This window comes from Flavobacterium sp. XS2P24 (genome assembly GCF_030010285.1).
Classification (GTDB): domain Bacteria; phylum Bacteroidota; class Bacteroidia; order Flavobacteriales; family Flavobacteriaceae; genus Flavobacterium; species Flavobacterium algoritolerans.
This window is the reverse complement of sequence record NZ_JASCRU010000017.1, coordinates 1-20625: the sequence shown is the minus strand read 5'-3', so window position 1 is coordinate 20625 and position 20625 is coordinate 1. Positions and strand designations below refer to the sequence as shown.

Genomic DNA, 20625 nt, shown 5'->3' with positions numbered 1-20625 from the left:
GCCAAACAAGTAATATTATTTAATAACTATATTTTTTTTACAATGAAATCGATTACAATTAAAGGATCAGAAAGAGAAAGCGTGGGTAAAGTAGCAACTAAAGCCCTACGTAATGCTGGATTGGTTCCTTGCGTATTATACGGAGGAAATCAGGCAGTTCATTTCTCAGCAGAAGTTATGGCTTTCAAAAACTTGGTTTACACTCCAAACGCTCACACAGTTGAGATCGATCTTGGAAAAGGAAAATCATTTAACGCTATTTTACAAGACATTCAGGTTCACCCGGTGTCTGACAAGATTTTACATATTGACTTCTTTCAAATTTTTGATGACAAAGAAATCACTATGGAAGTTCCAGTAAAAATCGTTGGTAACTCTAAAGGAGTTATGGCAGGTGGAGATTTACGTTTGAACAACCGTAAATTAAGAGTAAAAGCATTACCGAAAAATCTTCCAGATTTCGTTGAAGCTGACATTACACCACTTGACATGGGTAACAAATTATACGTTACTAAAGTACCTACTCCAAACTTCAAAATCATGCACCCAGACAATACAGTTATTTGTCAAGTGAAGATTTCTCGTGCGGCTATGAAAGCAGCTCAAGAAGCAGCAAAAGCAGCAAAAGCTCCTGCAAAAGGAAAGAAAAAATAATATTTTTTCAATCATTCAAGAAAGCATCAGTTGTAAAACTGGTGCTTTTTTTATTTAATCTGAACTCGTTTCAGATTATATTTCTGAACTCGTTTCAGATTCTATTCAGGAGCACAGCTATCCATTTTCACAACAACTCTTCTCCTGCTGTATGTTACAATCTTTTTATCCAGAAACAAGTTTCAGGATAAAAAGGATTTCCACTCCCATCAGGGCTATCCAGAAATATTATGCTCTCCTTAACGATTTTCTAAAATCTAATAGTCCAATACTCTAATTAAGTTTATTTTTGCAACATGATAAAATGGATTTCAAATTTATTCTCATCAACAAACACAGATGACAATACGGATTGTATGAAACCAGAGGTTCACAAACACCAAAAAAACAATATAGAAAGCGTGAGTAATAAATTTTTAATAGTTGGACTCGGTAACATTGGTGCCGAATATGTAAACACACGACACAACATCGGATTTAAAGTAGTGGATTTTTTGGCTCGTAAAGAAGGGATTTCTTTCGAAACTGTAAAACTGGGTTCCCTTGCTCAATACAAATTTAAAGGGAAAACTTTTTTTCTTTTAAAACCAAACACGTACATGAATTTGAGCGGAAAAGCAGTGAAATATTGGATGGATAAAGAAAATATCCCTTTGGAAAATATTTTTGTGGTTACCGATGATTTGAATCTTTCCTTTGGAACCATCCGCATTAAACCGAAAGGAAGTGATGGCGGACACAACGGGTTAAAGAACATCAATCTGGTCCTGAACACGCAAAACTACACTAGATTCCGTTTTGGAATCAGCGACGAATTCAAAAAAGGAAAACAAGTTGACTATGTTCTTGGCGAATGGGATGACGCAGAGAAACTGGCACTTCCTGAACGATTAGAACTGGCCTCGGAGATTATAAAATCATTTGGAGCCGCAGGGCTGGAAAATACCATGACCACATTTAACGGGAAATAAAATCGGTACATTCCTGACCATTAATCAAATGGATTTTGAATTAATTTGTATTACACGATAATAATAATTAATTTTAATGCATCTTTATTAATTATCAGAAAAATTGACCTCTTATATCAAAATTTTTTAGATAAAAACCAACGAGCTTATAACATGAAAAAAATTACTTTTATACTCCTACTCTTTCTTTTTTTTTCAGCCAATTATTCGTTTGCTCAAGTAACTAATTCAACTGAAGTCATCCTTTTTGGTAAAAAGAAAATCATCAAACAAGGTTCTTTCATTCGTTGCGCAACTACAGAATACGAAGAGTATTTGAAGTCCAAAAATCCGAATAGACTATCTACTTCTGAATTTGAACAATGGATTGCTCCAAAAATTACAATTGAAAAAGAAAAAATAAAAAACACCTCTAAAGGATTAAGACAAAACGCTGTCATAACAATTCCGGTTGTAGTTCACGTTATTCATAATGGAAACCTGATAGGTTCCGAAGAAAACATATTTGACCAACAAGTAATCTCGCAAATTCAAGTACTGAACGAAGATTTTAGAAAAAAATCAGGAACTCCAGGTTTTAACACCAATCCTGTTGGAGCCGATGTTGAAATTGAATTCGCGCTTGCAAAACGGGATCCTTCGGGAATTTTATCAAATGGAATAAACCGTGTAGACTTAGGAAAAGAAAGCTGGTCAACTGATGAGATTGATGCTATTGTAAAACCTCAGACACAATGGAATCCTGAAAAATATCTTAATATTTGGGTCGTTAAATTCACGGGGAATAATCTTTTAGGATATGCACAATTTCCAAACGCATCAGGCTTACCGGGAATAAATGCTAACGAAGGTCCAGCTAATACCGATGGTGTGGTTATTGGTTATGCCTTTTTTGGCTCATCAAGCTACTTCCCAGGAGGAACATATGCGACCGATTACGACAAAGGCCGAACTGCCTCACACGAAGTAGGACATTGGCTCGGACTAAGACATATTTGGGGAGACGGAGATTGTACTGTAGATGATTTTTGTGCGGACACTCCAAATGCAGGAAAAGAAAATGAAGGATGTCCGGTAGGAGTTGATTCCTGTCCCGCCTCTCTAGGGCTTGATATGATTGAGAATTACATGGATTATACGAATGATGCCTGCATGAACATATTCACAGCAGACCAAAAAACTCGTATGATAACCGTTATGAACAATTCCACAAGACGAGTTTCGTTAAAAACTTCTGATGCGCTTGTTCCGGGAGACACTTTTGCCAATGATGCCTCGACTATGATTGTAACTCTAAATATTAACTGCAGTAAAAATTTCTCGCCAGTCGTAAAAATCACAAATAAAGGAACCTCACCTTTAACACAAGCGTCCATTCAATATGGCATTGATAATCAAAACTTACAAACTTATAACTGGACTGGTAATCTTGCCAATAATCAATCACAAGACATTACTTTAAGCAGCTTAACTACTACCGTAGGGAGCCATAATTTTAGCTCCACCATAACTAGTGTAAATGGAACGACTGATCAAAACGCTTCTAATAACAGTAGTACAATTAATTTTGAGATTGCAGACAATGTAAACTACTCGTCTAATACCATAAATTTCTCCCTGCAACTTGACCATTACGGCTCAGAAACTACATGGAAACTAACAAACACCGCAGGAGTAATATTGTATGAAGGCGGACCGTACACGGATACCGATAGTAAAACTGGACCATTGCCAGCACTAATAACGACCAGTTTTAACCTTGCTAGTAATGACTGTTACACTTTTTCAATATTTGACAGTCAAGACGATGGTATTTGTTGTAAATACGGAGCGGGATCTTATGTTTTAAATACTCCGACTGGTGAGGTTATTGCATCAGGAAATGAGTTTGGAGCTGGTGATACAACTAAGTTCAGCATCAATTCACTAGCAACTAATGACGTTAAAAACTTAAATTCAGTTTATCTCTATCCAAATCCAACCTCTAACTTATTGAATATCGTTGTTGAAAATAAATTAGACGCTCCCAAAGCTTACACTATTATTAACAGCTTAGGTCAAATAATAAAATCGAAAAAAATCGAATCAGCAGAAGACCTTAGTGTAAATGTTTCTAATTTATCGCAAGGCATTTATTTTTTAAAATTATCGAAAAATCAATCCGAAACCAATACAATTCGGTTTATTAAAAAATAAAAAACATAAAATGAGCTAAAAAAGGATTGAAGTTTTCAATCCTTTTTTAGTTATATCAATTGGATACCTTAAATTTGCACTATTATAAAACACTTGCTTTGAAGATTTTCCATTCTATAAACGATTTCAGCTCCACAAAAAAAACGATTCTAACCTTAGGCACTTTTGACGGAGTACACATTGGGCATAAAAAAATCCTGAAAAAATTAACCCAATCCCGAAGCGTCGGGACTGAAAATCAAAAATACGAAAGCTTAGTTCTTACTTTTTTCCCTCATCCCAGAATGGTCTTACAAGAGCATTCTGACATAAAACTACTCAATACCATAGACGAAAAAATAGATTTGCTAGAAAAGATTGGTATTGAAAACCTTGTTATCCATCCTTTTGACGAAGCTTTTTCTAGACTAACCGCCGAAGAATTTGTGAGTAACATTCTTGTTGATCGATTTCATATCCAAAAAATAGTTATTGGTCACGACCATCGATTTGGAAGAAATCGAACGGCTAACATTGATGATCTTATCGCTTATGGAAAAGAATATGGTTTTGAAGTAGAACAAATATCAGTTCAGGAAATCAATGACATTTCAGTAAGCTCTACAAAAATCAGAAATGCGCTATTAGAAGGTGATATGGCTTTGGCCAATGATTATTTAGGATACAATTACTTTCTAACCGGAAGTATTATCCAAGGAAAACAATTAGGAAGAACAATCGGTTTTCCTACTGCCAACTTAAAAATCGAAGAAAATTACAAACTGATTCCGCAAAACGGAGTTTATATTGTAAAAAGCATAATTGATGGACAAAACGTTTTTGGAATGATGAACATTGGATTCAATCCTACTGTTAATGGACAAAAACAATCTATTGAAATTCATTATTTTGACTTTAATGCTGATTTATACAATCAAAAAATTAGCGTTTCAATACTGCAGCGGATTCGTTCAGAACAAAAATTTGAATCTGTTGACCTCCTAAAAGAACAACTTGAGAAAGACAAAAAAACGGCACTCGCGTTCTTAAATAAATTTTAATTCTGAATAAAAATCTTTTATATTTTCATAAAACATTGCTATTTTTTCTGTAAATTTGATTGTAATATACTGTTTATCATAAAGGTGTGATTTTTAAATTTTAAAACTGGCCATATGAAACTACCGAAAGAATTATTGAACGGATTTATTATTTTCATTGGAATTGGACTTTATTTCTTATTAATGGAGGCTTTAGGTCTTGCTGATTTATATTATTTACGTCTGATTAATGTGCTGTTTGTATTTTATGGAACCCAAAGAACCTTAAAATCAAATTTTGCTGAAGGTAAAACTATATTGGTTTCCAATGCTGTTTCAGCATTAATCACTTCCCTTACAGGAATATTTTTAAGTATCATTGGACTGATAATTTACAGCTTTTCAAAGGGAGGCGATGCTTATGTAAGCTCATTGTCAAAAACCTTTTTATTTGGAGGAGATCCATCCGTGATGACCTATTCTATTTCCTTGTTATTTGAAGGAATAGTATCGGCCGTAATTGTTACATTCATGCTAATGCTGTATTGGGACACCCGTTACGCTTCAGACAAACACCAAAATTGATTGAATCTATTTTACTTTTAGAACTTTCAAGAAGAAATAATTCATAGCTGTAATAAAAGAATACAGAACAAATATTTCACTGAAAACACACCAAAAGTATTTATCGAAAAACGATAAATAACACCATTATATAGCAATAGATTTCAAAAAAGAATACTACTTTTCACTTCACATCTCTATTCTATTGCATAATGAAGTTTGTTTTTTAATTTTTAAAAACGAATCGTATGAAACTACCAAAAGAGTTATTAAACGGGGGAATTATTTTCATGGGAATTGGAGCATATTTTTTACTCATGAATGCACTCGGCTATGCTGATTTGTTTTATTTGCGTCTTTTGAATGTGTTTTTTGTGTTTTACGGTGTCAACAGAACAATTGAAATGAACATCAATGAAGGTAAAAAAAACTTTGTTGACAATGCTGTTTCGGCAATGATTACTTCACTAATAGGTGTCTTTTTAAGCATCATAGGATTAGTCACTTACAGCTACATGAATGGAGGAGACGCCTATGTAAAATCCTTACCAATGACTTTTTTATTTGGCGGAAACCCTTCGGTAAATACTTATTCGATTTGCTTACTTTTTGAAGGAATCGCCTCTTCAGTAATTGTTACTATGTTGCTAATGTTATATTGGAACAACCGTCATATAACTGATTAACTTAGCTATTGCATTGCTTCTTTAGAACAATTTAACTACTTTTGGTCCATCAAAAAATCGCATCGATGAGTATTACAAAACACAATTGGACGAAAGACGAAATTATCGCAATATATAATAAACCTATGATGGATTTGCTTTTTGAAGCAGCTTCTATACATAGAGAACACCACGACCCTAATGTGGTACAGGTTTCGACATTATTATCCATAAAAACTGGTGGATGTCCTGAGGATTGTGGCTATTGTCCGCAAGCAGCAAGATACCATACTGAAATTGAAGGCAATGATTTAATGTCAGTTAGCCAAGTGAAAGCGCAAGCTTTACGAGCAAAATCTAGCGGATCTTCACGTGTATGCATGGGAGCAGCTTGGAGAAACGTAAAAGACGGCCCTGAATTTGACCAAGTGCTTGAAATGGTCCGTACCATAAACAAACTGGATATGGAAGTGTGCTGTACCCTTGGAATGATTACTGAAAACCAAGCACACCGATTGGCAGAAGCAGGTTTATATGCCTACAACCACAATTTAGACACTTCCGAAGAATATTATAAAGAAGTAATTTCAACACGCGGATTTGAAGACCGTTTGCAAACCATAGAGAATGTTCGTAAAACGAATGTTACTGTTTGTAGCGGAGGAATAATTGGCATGGGGGAAAGCATCGAAGACAGAGCAGGAATGCTTGTAGCACTTTCTACATTAAACCCACAACCTGAATCTGTGCCAATCAATGCATTGGTAGCTGTTGAAGGAACTCCGATGGAAGAAGAAAAACCGGTAGAAATCTGGGAAATGATTCGAATGGTAGCCACCACGAGAATTATCATGCCTGAAACTCAAGTACGTTTATCAGCCGGAAGAATGAATATGAGCCGCGAAGGTCAAGCCATGTGTTTCTTTGCTGGTGCCAATTCTATTTTTGCAGGAGATAAATTACTTACTACACCAAATCCAGATGTAAATGAAGACATGAAAATGTTTGAAATGTTAGGTTTAAATCCACAAAAACCATTTACAAAAGTTTCTCAGCCACAAACCGTTGAAGCTGAAGATTCTCAATTTGCACCATTGGGAGAAAAACCAAAATGGTCAAGACCAGGGCATACTATTGAGAGAAATCTTGAAGCATCCGGTAAAGAAAAATAAATATCGATTCAAATTAACACAAAAACCATCTGTTTTTAAACAGATGGTTTTTTTATGCCAATATTTTAATAAACTACCTTTCTCACAACTGAATGACCATTTTGTAAAACTATATTTATCACTAATGCCTGATGATTCGACACCAAATTAAGTAACGAGAAATCAATATCATTTATATTATTCCTTTGATATATTTTTCTTCCAGCCAAATCATATATTGAAATTTCATCGATGAACTCTTTAGTAGAATTCACCTGTAATTGTTTATTATCATTGAACACTAAAACTGATTCTTTATCTTTTTCAAGTTCATTCAAAGCCAAAGTCTTATCGGTAAAACGCAATACAAAACGATCATTAAAAATCCCCACAGCAGTATTAAAAGTTAGATTTTCATTCTTTAAATTAATAATATTGTTGTTGAATTTATCCTCAACAAAAACATTTTGGCGCGCTAGTAATTCATCCGCTTGATCGATTTTAATCGTAAAAGAACCCGCTATCGTAGTAGTAAACCCTAATTTAACTTCGTCAGTTTCTTCAAATGGTAAAGCCCTGCCTTGAATTGCCAAATTCTTATCTTGAATAATACTGTAAAAGTCTAAATATCCATTGCCATTAAAACTTTCACCATCAAAAGAATTATCAAAATCATCAGTCGCCCCGGTTGCATAACCCAGTAATATTTGTTTGAAAGCGCCTTCACTATTATATAAATCCAACCAAATGCGATGTCTCTCTATCTCATTTGTTTTTGCTTTTTTGGTCGTATTTAATTTAAAAAAACTTGAATTCTGCCCAATCATTCGCATACTATTATTGAATTTTACAATTCCACCACCATTGATAGCAGTGACAAAAAAAGCTTGAGCAGAAGCAATTTTGCCATCTGGCTTTGTATTATTAACGCCTAAACTCAAAGACGCACTCGTACCAACACCTCCTAATGAATTATAAACCGCATAATCATCCGAAGTATATACATTATTATTAATCGCAGTATTATGCGTCCAGAAGTAAATGGTTCCTTCTAAAATTCCATTATTTGCATTGATAAATAAATTGGCATCAATCGCTGAAGGATATGGGTTTCCAATAAGATTCGACGTATCTGTAGCACCAACTGGAATTGACACCAATCCATTGTTAGGAACACCAACAAACACTGCTTCATGATACTCTTTAACTGCACCCGAAAAAGATTCCGGACCACGGATAATATATCCTTTACCAACCGTCATTGCAGTTGTTGAAAGCTCATTGAACCATGAATCTGATGAAGCATCAAAAGAATAAAACTTGTCTGAAGGTGTATTTGGAGACACATCAATCAATTTTTGATTTAAAACCGGAGAAGACCAATACGTATAATCTGTTTTCAGGATTGGTGTCGTTTTTCTTTTTAACTGAATAATTCCAGTATTGTTGACCTGATCCTCGGATTGATAAAGTGCCGCATTGTTTTCTAGAATCAACGTGCCTAATCCCGAATAATCAAAAACTAATCCCAAAGTATTTCCGTCTGGAACAATAACCGTATTTCCCAAACTAATTGAACAAGAACAGGAATTTACGGAAGCAAGTGAGGAGTAATTACCATTGAAAATTAGTGTTCTTTCAACTGATGGCAGCCCATTACTCCATGCAATCCCGTTCCATACAGAACTATTTGTACACAGTTTAATTCGGGCAACACGATGCTTTGTTATTCCAGAAACAGAATTGAAACTTCCTCCAATAATTACTTTATTATTTGGCGTAAAGCAAGTGCTAAACAGCGTACCGTTTAAGTTTACGGAAAAGGTAGTATCATAAACTCCCGAAGAAAGCAATCTCAGCATTCGTTTTACAGCAATTCCATTATAAGTGCCTGAGAAAGTTCCGCCAAGTAAAACCCGGTCATCCGGCTGGACCAAAATAGTTCTAATCTCTCCATTACTAAAACCTGCTCCTGATGTAAAAGTGGTATCGAGACTCCCGTTGCTATTCAGCATCAGGATTCTTTTTGCGGAAGCACCTCCGTAGCTTAGAAATGTTCCTCCAACAATCAATTTATTATCAGATTGTAAGGCAATTGCATATACATTTTTATCAAAGCCAATGCCAACAGAAAAACCGGAATCAATACTTCCGTCAGTATTCAAACGAATCATTCGATTATAAGAAACTCCATTAAAAGTAGCAAAACGTCCCCCTAAAACTATTTTTCCATCCGGTTGCAACAAGACCGCTTCTACTATAGCGTCAGCACCTAAACCTGTATTGAAAGTGAGATCAAGAATTCCATTGGGCAATAATCGGGCAATTCTATTCACCAAAACCCCATTATAACTTGTGAAATTCCCAGCAATAATTATTTTCCCGTCTGGCTGCAATGCGAGCGCATAGATTTGATTATTTGAGCCTAATCCCGTGATAAAAGTGGGATCTAAAAGTCCGTCAGGAAGAATTCTGGTTATTCTGTTTACCAGTACACCATTGTAAGTTGTAAAAACTCCTGCTAAAACAATTTTATTATCCGTTTGTATGATTGCACTTCTAATAGTATTATTTGCACCAGCACCAGATGTATTAAATGAAGAATCAATTGCACCATCTTCCAACAAACGTGAAACTCTATTACAAATTGTTCCGTTGAATTTCGTAAAACTACCAAATGCCATTGTTTTGTTATCTGATAAGGAAAGCACTTTCAAAACTGAATTATCAAAACCTACACCAGCGGTAAGATACCCAATATCCAAAGCTCCGACAGGATCAACTTTAGCCAATCTCCCTTGATTTTGTGAATCAAAAATCGAGAAAGAACCTGCTACATACCAAGAACCATCAGATGCATTAGCAACATCCAAAACTGATGCAGAAAATGGGCCTGCACCAATATCAAATACTGGGTCTAAAACTCCATTAGAACTCAAAAACGTCAATCGATTTACATCGACTCCATTATAAGTACCCGTAAAAGAACCTCCAACCATAATAGCTCCAGCCGAATTTAGTTTAATAACCTCTACAACACCAGTATTAAATCCCAAGCCAGGGAGAAAACTGGCATCAATAGAACCATCAATATTCAGACGAACTATTTTATTTGCTATAATTCCGTTATAGGTTACAAAATCCCCGCCTGCAATAATTTTCCCATCAGGTTGCAAAGCAAGAGCCGAAACACTAGCATTAAAACCGAAACCAATCACAAATGAAGTATCGGCACTCCCATCCGCATTTAATCTGATAATTTTACTGCTACTAATTCCATTGAAAGAATCAAATGAACCTGCTAAAATTATCTTTCCATCAGGCTGAATTTGAACTTCTTCCACTACTCCATTAGCCGCGGATCCAGTGATAAAGCCAGCGTCTAAATTCCCATTAGGTAAAATTCGGGCTACTCGATTAGCTGTGATTCCATTGTATTTAGTAAAGCTACCTACAACAACCACGCTCCCATTAGTTTGCAAAGCTAGTCCATACACAATTCCACTACTTGCAGCTACCAGAGTATTGAATGTAGCATCAATGGAGCCATCACTATTCAATCTAATTAATCGGTTTGCACTTATTCCATTAAAGGTTGTAAAGGAACCTCCTAAAATTATCTTGCCGTCAGGCTGTATTAAAGAACAATACACTTTACCATTAAAACTTGTGCCTAAATTAAAGGAAGTATCCTTAGACCCATCTTGAAATAACCTACATAAATACGGAGTTATTGCACCGTTAAAATTCAAATAATCACCTCCTACAATCAGTTTACTATCTGCTTGCAAAGAGACCGTTCTAACAGTATTATCAAAACCATCCCCTTGCAAACCGTCATCATAAACATTAAATGTTGCATCTGATTTTCCTTGTTGAGAATATGCCTTATTTTGAAACAAAAGACCAAATACTATAGCAAAGTAAACTAATATTGTTTTCAAATTTAGATTGGATTTAGGCCGCTATTATGAATCTTGATACGACTCATAATTTCAACTTTGGTTAATAACATCTATAAATGTAAACACAATGACTCCCTTACACAATACCCACATTTAGTGATATTTAGCCTAAATCAAGAAATATTTTTGCTTTTATTGTTGCAAAAAAAAATCCCATCCTGAACAAACAGAATGGGATTTTTAAATACGGTTATGAAATTATTCTATTATTCTAATAAATAACTTTTTTAGAGATTTCTTTTCCATTGGCTAATATCACTTTGACAACTACTAATTGTTTATTCAAAGTAATATTTGACGTGCGGAATTCATTACTATTTACAGCTTCTTTATCAAATATTTTTCTTCCAAGTAAATCAAAGACTGTGATTCGTTTTATACTTTCAAGCTCCGATTTTATTTTTAATTCATTTTTATCTTTAGAAATTAAAACTGAATTATCAAATTCACCAACATTGTCAGTTCCTAACGTTTTTTCTGTAAAACGCAATACAAAACGATCATTGAAAGCTCCTGCTCCAGTTGAAAAACTATAAGCTCCTTGTTTTAGATTTTTAACACTATTAGTCATTTTATCTTCGATAAAAACATCTTCAGAAGTTAGTATTCCATCCACTTGATCAATACTTATTGAGAAAGTCCCTGCAATTGTAGAACTGTAACCTAATAGTACCTCATCATTTTTATCAAATGGCAAGGCTCTACCCTGTATGGTTAAGTTTTTATCATCATTGACACTATAAAAATCAACAAACTGATTTCCATCAAAACTCTGCCCGTCAAAAGCCTTATCTAATCCATTAGTAGCATTTGTAACATAGCCAAGCAAAGTTTGTTTGAAAGCTCCTTGTGTGTTGGTTAAATTAAGCCAAATACGGTGTTTCTCGACTGAGTTAGTCACTTTTGACTTTGCATTATTTGTCTTAAAAAACTGAGAATTACTCAGTCCTAAAGCACCACCAGAGACGCGCATACCGTTGTTAAATACCGCTGTACCAGCAGCTATACCTGTTGCAAAAAAAGCTTGTCCTACTGCAATTTTTCCCGATGGAGTTACCCCTCCGCTCAAAGCAGGTAATGTTGCCACACCCCCAACACCGTTATAAGAAGCATAGTCATTAGAAGTATAATTATAGATTGCATCACCCGGAACAGCATTACTTGGCGGTGAGTTATGTGTCCAAAAATAAAGTGTCCCATCTAAAATTAAATTATTCGCAGCTAAAAACAAGTCAGCATCTATAGCCGAAGGATATGGATTCCCTATAAGATTTGATGTTTCAGAACTTATAAACGGAATTGCAATTCCAATAGTACCGTTATTTGCAAGCCCCGTAAAAGTAGCTTCGTGTATCCCAGATGGCGGATTTGGTGACGGGAAAAACTGGGGACCTCGAATAATGTACCCCTTCCCCACTAACATTGAATTAGCCGTACTCTCTTGTTGCCAATTATTTGTACTTGCATTAAAGGAAAAAAACTTATCAAACAATGTATTAGGAGATATATTTAATAGTCTTTGATTAAAAACAGGAGAAGACCAGTACGTATAGTCAAATTTGCTGATAATATTTGTTCGACGTTTGTATTGTATATTTCCAACGTTCAATGCACTATTATTATCCTGAACTAAACTTGCATTGTTCTCAAATATTAATGACGCACTACCTGAAACTGAAACTCCGTTAGTGATAAATAAGGTTCTATTTTCTCTAATTGTAACGGCTGCAGTCCCTGTCACTAAACAAGAGCAACCTAATAAATCAACATTCTGATTAAAATTCCCTTCAAAAATAATTTGTTCTGAAATTATTGGTGGTAAACCAGTTGACCACGCTGTCCCATTCCATCTGTTTATCTGAAAAGTAATTGCTACCGCATTTGATAAAACTGGTAAAGTTGACGCACAACCTGCATTAGAAATCATTCTTACTGTAATCACATCGTTATTTAAAAGCGTTGTCGAAGTATATGTAGGATTGGTAGCTCCTAGTATATCAACTCCACCATTTTGCCATTGGTAGGTAGGTATTCCTCCGTTTGTTGGTATTGCGGTAAATGTCACACTCGTCCCTGGACAAATTATACCTGATGGTGATGCTATTATACTTACGCTCGTAGCAAGGTTTACATTAACTGTTATTGTTCCTGTCGCATTCACTGTACCACAGCCTCCTAATAAAGGAATACTATAATTAAATAAACCTGATTCAGTGGGAGTTCCACTAATTGTAATTATATTTCCTGACCAAACCGCGTTTACTCCAGAAGGAAGACCATTAGCGCCTGAAAGACCATTACCCGCAATTCCTGTAGCGCCAACTGTTGTATGGTTAATATTAGCCAAAAGCGACCCAATACATACAATAGGATTCGAAGATGCCACACTAACTGTTTTACTTGAAGTTACAACTATAGTACCAGTAGCATTTAAAGCTGTTCCGCATCCTCCGGTTAATGGAATACTATAATTGAACGTTCCTGACGCAGTAGGAGTTCCGCTAATTGTAATTGAATTTGCTGCCCAAACTGCATTTACTCCAGCTGGAAGTCCATTTGCCCCCGAAATGCCATTATTAGCAATTCCTATAGCTCCAGTAGTTGCATGTGTAATCTGAGGTAAAAGTGTACCAACGCATACTGTAGGCGAAACAGAAGGAGTTCCAACAGTATTAGAACCCACTAATGCTCTCGCAACCGTTGAATAGGAAATACATGAGCCAGAAATTGTATTCAATATAACTACTCTATAAAAAGTAGTGCTAGTTATTGCTGGTGGGTCATAAGTAGCACTAACGCTATTGATTCCAGTCCACGTAGTACCGTTATTACTTGTCTCCCAACGAAGTATTCTTCCTGAAAAACCGCTAGCAGTTATGGGAGCGGGATCAAAACCTAAACATGATGCTTGATCACTATTAACCACTCCTCCGTAATTAGTGGTGCATATTTGTGTATTATTATTCGTAGTACAAACTGTACCATCATTTGAACACGTACTCGTATTTATAACAGGACACCCGCCAAGAGCACAATTGAAATCCCCTTGGAAGTCTAAATTGCCAGCGGATAACGTTCCGCCTGTACCTCCAACTGTGTTATCATTTTTTCCATAAATGGTTCCGGTAACTATTAAAACTGCACCCGGTTGTAAAAAATATTGAATATTATTATTAGCAGCATCACCTAAATTTCCGATAATGGTAATCGTGGTGTTAGCTGCAATATTGAAAACATTCCCATTTGATGTGCTAGTGATAACTAAATTTCCGTTGATAGTAAGGTTATTAACATTGAAATTTAAACTGTTATTCGCTCCAGAGTAATTAATAGATACATTTCCAACAAAGGAACTATTAGGCGTTACCAATGAGGAATTACAAGTTCCCATCCCAGCTATACTATTCCAATTTTGGCTTGAACTTATATTATAAGATCCAGTTGCAGGGCATTGTCCATAAAGAGAATTAAAGCAAAAGAAAGTTGTCGTTACGAAAATTAAATGAAAGCATTTATGTAAAAGTATTTTCATAATAGTAATTCATCGATTTGGGTTCAAAATATATTATTATTGTAGGTTATTCAAACCTATTAAAATAAATTCAAGAGACATAATAAAATCACCAACATACCTTTTTATTCGTTAAAACACAATTTAAAAAAAACCTATAAGTAATAAATAAGCTCTTGATTTTTAAATCGTTTTGCAGGATCCCATAAATAAAACTAATATTTTTCATACTAAACAATTTCATTTTTCCAATTATAAATACTTAAATTTCCAACTTAAAATTAAATCATGAACCTAGTTTTTTCCATAAAAGAAGCCATCCATAAAATAGAGCATTATTGCGCCTATCAAGAACGCTGTCACGAAGAAGTAGTACAAAAACTAAGGAGCATGAAAATGGACGCTGATGAAATTGACACGATTATGGTTCATCTTATAAGTGATAATTTTCTTAATGAAGAACGTTTTGCACAGAGTTTTGCTAGAGGAAAGCACCGTATCAAACATTGGGGAAAAATTAGGATTGTCAATGAATTAAAAGCAAAAAAAATAACACAAACTCTCATAAATATTGCCCTCAAAGAAATCTCTACTGAGGAATATTTATCCACTTTTCATACCCTTGCCGACAGAAATTGGGAATCCATAAAAGAAACGAATCTATTAAAAAAACGAAAAAAATTCTGTGACTATTTACTGCGCAGAGGATTCGAAAGCAATTTGATTTTCGAAAAAGCAAAAGAATTAGAAAATTTACAAAAACTATAAATAAGCACAAAAAATTACAAATTTAAAAGAACACTCACCGCATTTCCACCAAAACCAACGGCATTAATCAGTACTTTTTTAATCGGTTTTGTTTGTAATTGCGCTTCCGCAAAAGGAACTCCGATAAATCTGTTGTTTTGCATCATCAAAATAGCGAGTTCCATACTCAATATCCCCGATGCACCAAAAGTGTGACCAATTTTCCATTTATTGGTAGTCAATAAAGGAAGGCTTTCGCCAAAAACTGTTTCTATCGCTTTATACTCCGTCAAATCGCCTTTTATAGTTCCCGGAGCATGCATCACAATAACATCAACTTCGGATAAATCAGTGTTTTCCAATGCCATTTTCATTGATTTTTGGAAACAAGTTGCTTCCGCCGAAATAGAAATATTATGTTCTAGAATTTCCGTAGCATAACCAATTCCTTCTATATAAGCCAAGGCATTTTCTTTTTTCCCTATTTCGAGACAACACACGCCGGCACCTTCGCCAAGAATCATGGTGCTTTGTTTCTTTTCTAAATCAAGCGCACGATTCGGGTATGTTTCTGTACTATTCGAATAAATTTTCAACGCCCGCATTTGGGCAATCGTAAAATCAGTCAATGGCGCTTCACTGCCGCCAACCAGAAATTTATCAGCCATTCCTGCTCGAAGCCAAGCCACTCCATTTAATACTGCATGCAAAGCAGTGGAACACGTAATGGAATGAGATATTTCCGGGCCAGAACTTTGTAAATCATGAGCAACCCAAGAGGAAATATTTCCCAAAGTGGTCGTTGGAGAAGCTAGAGTTTGTGCTTTTCCAGTTTGTAAATAATCTTGATAGTGCTTTTCGAATAGATCTGTTGCACCACGAGACGAACCAATATTAATCCCAAAAATATCTTTTTGTGTCCAACCCGCATTTTGCATTGCTTTTCGCGAAGCCGCCATGGCATACAAAACCGATTTATCTAAGGATTTATATTTGTTATCTGATTCTCGCAAAGCGCCAACAACTTGCTCTGAATTAGCGTCTAAAGCCGCTACAAAGGTTTTTTTATGGTCTAAAATATGTTCCGTAAAACAATGATTTTCATTAAGATAATTTTCCCAAATAGCCTCAGGAGTATTTCCTAAAGGCGAAATGGAAGCTATGGCTGTTATGGAGATTATTGTTGACAAGATATTTTTTTTGGCAAAGGTCGCAAAGTTATTTACATTCTACATTCTATCAGTGAAAAAATAGCACACCGATGGCACGAATTCTCACAGATAAAAACTGATTTTTTTAATCTGTGGCTTAATAATTAAACTATTTCTAAAGCATTTTCGACCACTTGATATACTTTTTCTAATTGTTCATCGGTAATAATGTAGGGAGGTAAAATGTAGACAATATTACCAACAGGACGCAGAATTACTCCATTTTCGATAAAAAAATCATAGAGTTTATTACGCAATGTTCCATAATAACTGGCTGAACTTTCGGTTTTTATTTCTAATGCAAAAATGACTCCCAGCACTCGTGTTGTAACAACTTTTGGGTGATTTTTAATTCGCTCCTGAAAATCCAAATGATTTTGATTAACACGAATTATATTCGCTTGCATTTCATTGGTTCGCAACAATTCTAAACTGGCCAAAGCCGCCGCACAGCCTGTAGGATTTGCTGTAAATGTGTGTCCATGAAACAGTGCTTTATTGATATCGTCATCATAAAAAGCATCGAATAAATCCTGAGTAAAAGTCGTAATCGCCATGGGAATAGTTCCTCCTGTCAACGCTTTGGACAGACACATCATATCTGGTTTCTCAACCAAATAATCCGTTGCAAAAGTTTTTCCTGTTTTTCCAAAGCCGGTCATCACCTCGTCAGCAATGGTTAGCACATTATTCTCCTGACAAATTCGCATCAATATATCTAACGATTCCGGCTCGTACATCACCATTCCTGCGGCTCCTTGAACCAATGGCTCAAAAATAAAACCCGCACAATTGTTGTTTTTTATAACGGATTGTAACGCATCATAACTTTCTTGCTCCCGTCCTTTAACCGGAACCGGAATCCGCACCACATCAATAAACATTCCTTGAAAAGCTTGTGTATAAAATGAAATTCCGCTCGCTGCCATGGCTGCAAAAGTATCGCCGTGAAAAGCATTTTCGAAAGCGATTATCGTAGTTCTCTTTTCTCCTTTATTGAAAAAATATTGTAGCGCCACTTTAATTGCCACTTCAACTGCTGTAGATCCATTATCCGAAAAGAATATTTTCTGTTGGTTTTTTGGTAAGATTTCCATCAACTTCTCGGCTACCAAAATAGCGGGTTCGTGTGTAAATCCACCAAACAAAACATGCTCTAATGTAGTGAGTTGTTTGTAAATCGCATCGGCAATAAAGGTGTTCGAATGTCCATAAGGATTGACCCACCACGAAGCGATTGCATCAATATATTCCTTCTCATTTTCATCCCAAAGCAATGCGCCTTTCCCTTTTTTAATGGCAATTGGTAACGCTGCGGTTTTATGTTGGGTATACGGATGCCAAAGATATTGGCGGTCTCTTTCTGTTAAATTCATTTTGCAAAGATAAAATAAGCAAGCTACAAGAAGCGAGAAAAACCTAAAAAACAAGTCTTGATTCTTTCTTCTTGATTCTTAATTTTATAAACTCAATAGCTTTTCGCGAAACAAATCAGCGTATTCTTTTATTACATTTTTATCAAAATACGGTTCTTGCTCAATTCTTCCAATGCATTTTACTCCCGTTTTAGATAAAATAATCGATTCGGTTGCTTTATTTTCGTCACCAGAAAAAACTATTCCCACGACTGCGATTTTTCTGTTTTGCAAGGCTTCAATCGTCAATAACGTATGATTGATACTTCCTAAATAATGACGGGAAACTACAATTACCTTATAATCAGACTGAATCAAATCAATAATACAATCATTTGAATTCAACGGAACAAAAACACCACCAGCACCTTCAACAACCAAATGATTTTCTCTTTTGGGCTCAATAATTTTCTTTAAATCAATAACAATTCCGTCCAATTCAGCAGCGAGATGCGGACTTGCAGGCGTATTCAAAGCATAACTGTTCGGATGAATTACCGTCTTTTCATTAGATAAAAAACATTTGATTTTATGACTGTCAGAATTTTCTAAATCGCCAGCTTGGATGGGTTTCCAATAATCTGCCTGCAAAGCTTCTGTAATAATAGCTGATGTGATGGTTTTACCAACATCGGTTCCAATTCCTGTTATAAATAGTTTCATATAAATAGCACACGGATGACACAGATTTAACTGATTGTCACGGATTTTTAAAAATTTATTTTAATTTTTTTCTGTCATTAGTATAAATAGACCTTTTGAATTCTGGAGTTGTTCCAAAGTTCAATAACAATCCAATTTCTACCTCAGTTGCCTTTAGATAATTTAAAAGCTGGGCTTTATGCTCGTCTTTTAAACATTCACAGGCTTTAAGCTCAAGAATAATAGAATCGTCAATCAATAAGTCAGCAAAATAGTCACCCACCAATTGGCTTTTATAATATACTTTAATTTGTTTTTGAGCTTCCACTTTATATCCTTGTGATTTCAACTCAAAATACATTGCATTTTGATATACTTTTTCAAGAAACCCATATCCAAGTTCATTATAAACTTCAAAATAAATTTTCAAAATAGTATCACTCAAATTTCTATGCAATAAATTACCCATGGTATATATTTTAATTAAAATCAGTGATAATCCGCTAAATCCGTGTCATCTGTGGCTAAAAAACAAAAGTACTCAACAAACGCAATACTTCAGAGATTTCTTCCGTCGAATTATAACTGTGTAAACAAAAACGCAAGCGTTCCTGCCCTTCGGGAACAGTTGGCGAAAGTATTGCTTTCACATCAAATCCTTTTTCCTGCAGTTGGTTGGCGATTGCTTTTACTTTTTCATTTCCTGGAATGATAGCGGATTGTATCGCCGATTTGCTTCGGACAAAAAGCGGCTTTAATCCCAACATATTTTTTTCCTGATTAAAAAAAACAATATTTTCTCTTAATTTTAAAATTGAAGTCGAATCCTGTTTTAAATGTTGGTATGCAACCAAAATCGTAGCAACAGAATGGGGTGAAAGCCCTGTTGTATAAATAAAACTTCGGGCAAAATTTACTAAATAATCCCTCAATTCAGTCGAACCTAAAATCGCCGCTCCATGACAACCCAACCCTTTTCCGAAAGTCATAATGCGGGCAAAAACATGATTTTGCAAACCTAACATTTGCACGAATCCTTCTCCTTCTATACCAAAAACTCCCAAAGCATGCGCTTCATCAACAACAAGATAACAGTGATATTTATCCGAAAGTTGAACTAATTCTTCTAGATTTGGACAATCTCCATCCATAGAAAAAACAGATTCGGTGACGATATAAATATTGGTGTTTGGATTCCGTAAAATCAATTTTTCTAAATCTTCAAAATCATTGTGATTGAATTTATAGGCTTTAGCATTCGACAGTTGAATTCCGTCCCGAATAGAAGCATGACACAATTCATCGTATAAAATCAAGTCGTTTTTTTGCGGAACAGCACTAAAAAAACCAACATTGGCATCATAGCCCGAATTAAAAATCAAAGCCGATTCAGATTTGTGAAACTTTGCAATAAAGTCTTCTGTTTCCTGATACAGTTTATGGTTTCCAGATAATAAACGAGAACCGGTTGCTCCGTTTTGAATGATGTTATTAGTAATTAAATGCTGATGCGTCTCCTTAAAAATAATTTCTGACTGAGAAAAACCCAAGTAATCATTGGAAGAAAAATCAATCTTTTTACTTGACAAAGGTAATTTTCGCAAAGCATTATTCTGCTTTCTAATTTCAAGTTTAGCGGATAAATTTTCTGGAAAATGTTTCATAGTCAGCAAAAATAAGCATCTTTTTTGGTTTATGGATTTTGTATCATTTTTGTTTGCTGATTTCTTCAAATTAATGAGATTTGAAATATAAATTCTAATTTAGAATCCCATTTCATAAATGATAAAAATATAATTTTGATTGTCCGCAATTACCCATAATTAAATAAAAGGCTTATATTTGATAAAAAAAGAGCGATGAATCTATTCAATTTTACAGCAAATTTTGGGAGTGAAGAGTCTTGTAGACTTC

15 protein-coding genes are annotated in these 20625 nt (G+C 35.1%); 8 read left to right on the top strand and 7 right to left on the bottom strand.

The window, feature by feature from the left end:
- The first annotated feature begins 42 nt into the window (after nucleotides 1–42).
- From QLS31_RS11410 to bioB, 7 genes are all read left to right on the top strand, one after another.
- A complete protein-coding gene (locus tag QLS31_RS11410; RefSeq protein ID WP_099713819.1) occupies nucleotides 43–654 on the top strand; it encodes a 50S ribosomal protein L25/general stress protein Ctc in 612 nt (203 codons plus the stop codon).
- Between the two features lie 296 nt (nucleotides 655–950).
- Nucleotides 951–1625, top strand: a complete 675-nt coding sequence (gene pth / locus QLS31_RS11405; RefSeq protein ID WP_282743966.1) for an aminoacyl-tRNA hydrolase — start codon at nucleotides 951–953, stop codon at nucleotides 1623–1625.
- Between the two features lie 153 nt (nucleotides 1626–1778).
- Nucleotides 1779–3821: a T9SS type A sorting domain-containing protein gene (locus tag QLS31_RS11400; RefSeq protein ID WP_282743965.1), complete on the top strand. Its 2043-nt coding sequence runs from the start codon at nucleotides 1779–1781 to the stop codon at nucleotides 3819–3821.
- Nucleotides 3822–3919: 98 nt separating this feature from the next.
- On the top strand, nucleotides 3920–4861 hold the full coding sequence (locus QLS31_RS11395; protein WP_282743964.1) for a bifunctional riboflavin kinase/FAD synthetase: 942 nt from the start codon (nucleotides 3920–3922) through the stop codon (nucleotides 4859–4861).
- A 114-nt stretch (nucleotides 4862–4975) separates the two neighbouring features.
- Nucleotides 4976–5425, top strand: coding sequence for a hypothetical protein (locus QLS31_RS11390; protein ID WP_282743963.1), 450 nt, complete (start codon nucleotides 4976–4978; stop codon nucleotides 5423–5425).
- A 227-nt stretch (nucleotides 5426–5652) separates the two neighbouring features.
- Nucleotides 5653–6090, top strand: a complete 438-nt coding sequence (locus QLS31_RS11385; protein ID WP_282743962.1) for a hypothetical protein — start codon at nucleotides 5653–5655, stop codon at nucleotides 6088–6090.
- Between the two features lie 65 nt (nucleotides 6091–6155).
- On the top strand, nucleotides 6156–7241 hold the full coding sequence (gene bioB, locus QLS31_RS11380; RefSeq protein ID WP_099713823.1) for a biotin synthase BioB: 1086 nt from the start codon (nucleotides 6156–6158) through the stop codon (nucleotides 7239–7241).
- A gap of 65 nt (nucleotides 7242–7306) precedes the next feature.
- Here bioB and QLS31_RS11375 read toward each other — a convergent pair whose 3' ends face one another.
- Together QLS31_RS11375 and QLS31_RS11370 are read right to left on the bottom strand one after the other, a co-directional pair.
- A complete protein-coding gene (locus QLS31_RS11375; protein ID WP_282743961.1) occupies nucleotides 7307–11164 on the bottom strand; it encodes a T9SS sorting signal type C domain-containing protein in 3858 nt (1285 codons plus the stop codon).
- 232 nt (nucleotides 11165–11396) lie between these two features.
- Nucleotides 11397–14717: a T9SS sorting signal type C domain-containing protein gene (locus tag QLS31_RS11370; protein ID WP_282743960.1), complete on the bottom strand. Its 3321-nt coding sequence runs from the start codon at nucleotides 14715–14717 to the stop codon at nucleotides 11397–11399.
- 267 nt (nucleotides 14718–14984) lie between these two features.
- Here QLS31_RS11370 and QLS31_RS11365 point away from each other — a divergent pair, with 267 nt between their 5' ends.
- Nucleotides 14985–15464 (top strand): regulatory protein RecX, encoded by a 480-nt coding sequence (locus QLS31_RS11365; protein WP_282743959.1) that lies wholly within the window; start codon nucleotides 14985–14987, stop codon nucleotides 15462–15464.
- Nucleotides 15465–15478: 14 nt separating this feature from the next.
- Here the strand turns inward: QLS31_RS11365 and QLS31_RS11360 are convergent, their stop codons facing one another.
- The 5 genes from QLS31_RS11360 to QLS31_RS11340 form a co-directional block, all read right to left on the bottom strand.
- Nucleotides 15479–16633, bottom strand: coding sequence for a beta-ketoacyl synthase N-terminal-like domain-containing protein (locus QLS31_RS11360; RefSeq protein WP_282743958.1), 1155 nt, complete (start codon nucleotides 16631–16633; stop codon nucleotides 15479–15481).
- 125 nt (nucleotides 16634–16758) lie between these two features.
- A complete protein-coding gene (bioA, locus tag QLS31_RS11355; protein WP_282715643.1) occupies nucleotides 16759–18030 on the bottom strand; it encodes an adenosylmethionine--8-amino-7-oxononanoate transaminase in 1272 nt (423 codons plus the stop codon).
- Nucleotides 18031–18114: 84 nt separating this feature from the next.
- Nucleotides 18115–18732, bottom strand: a complete 618-nt coding sequence (gene bioD, locus QLS31_RS11350) for a dethiobiotin synthase (RefSeq protein ID WP_282743957.1) — start codon at nucleotides 18730–18732, stop codon at nucleotides 18115–18117.
- Between the two features lie 55 nt (nucleotides 18733–18787).
- Nucleotides 18788–19180 (bottom strand): GxxExxY protein, encoded by a 393-nt coding sequence (locus QLS31_RS11345; RefSeq protein ID WP_282743956.1) that lies wholly within the window; start codon nucleotides 19178–19180, stop codon nucleotides 18788–18790.
- Nucleotides 19181–19235: 55 nt separating this feature from the next.
- Nucleotides 19236–20375 carry a pyridoxal phosphate-dependent aminotransferase family protein gene (locus QLS31_RS11340; protein WP_282743955.1) on the bottom strand — a complete coding sequence of 380 codons (1140 nt, stop codon included), beginning with the start codon at nucleotides 20373–20375 and terminating at the stop codon, nucleotides 19236–19238.
- Nucleotides 20376–20625: the final 250 nt, after the last annotated feature.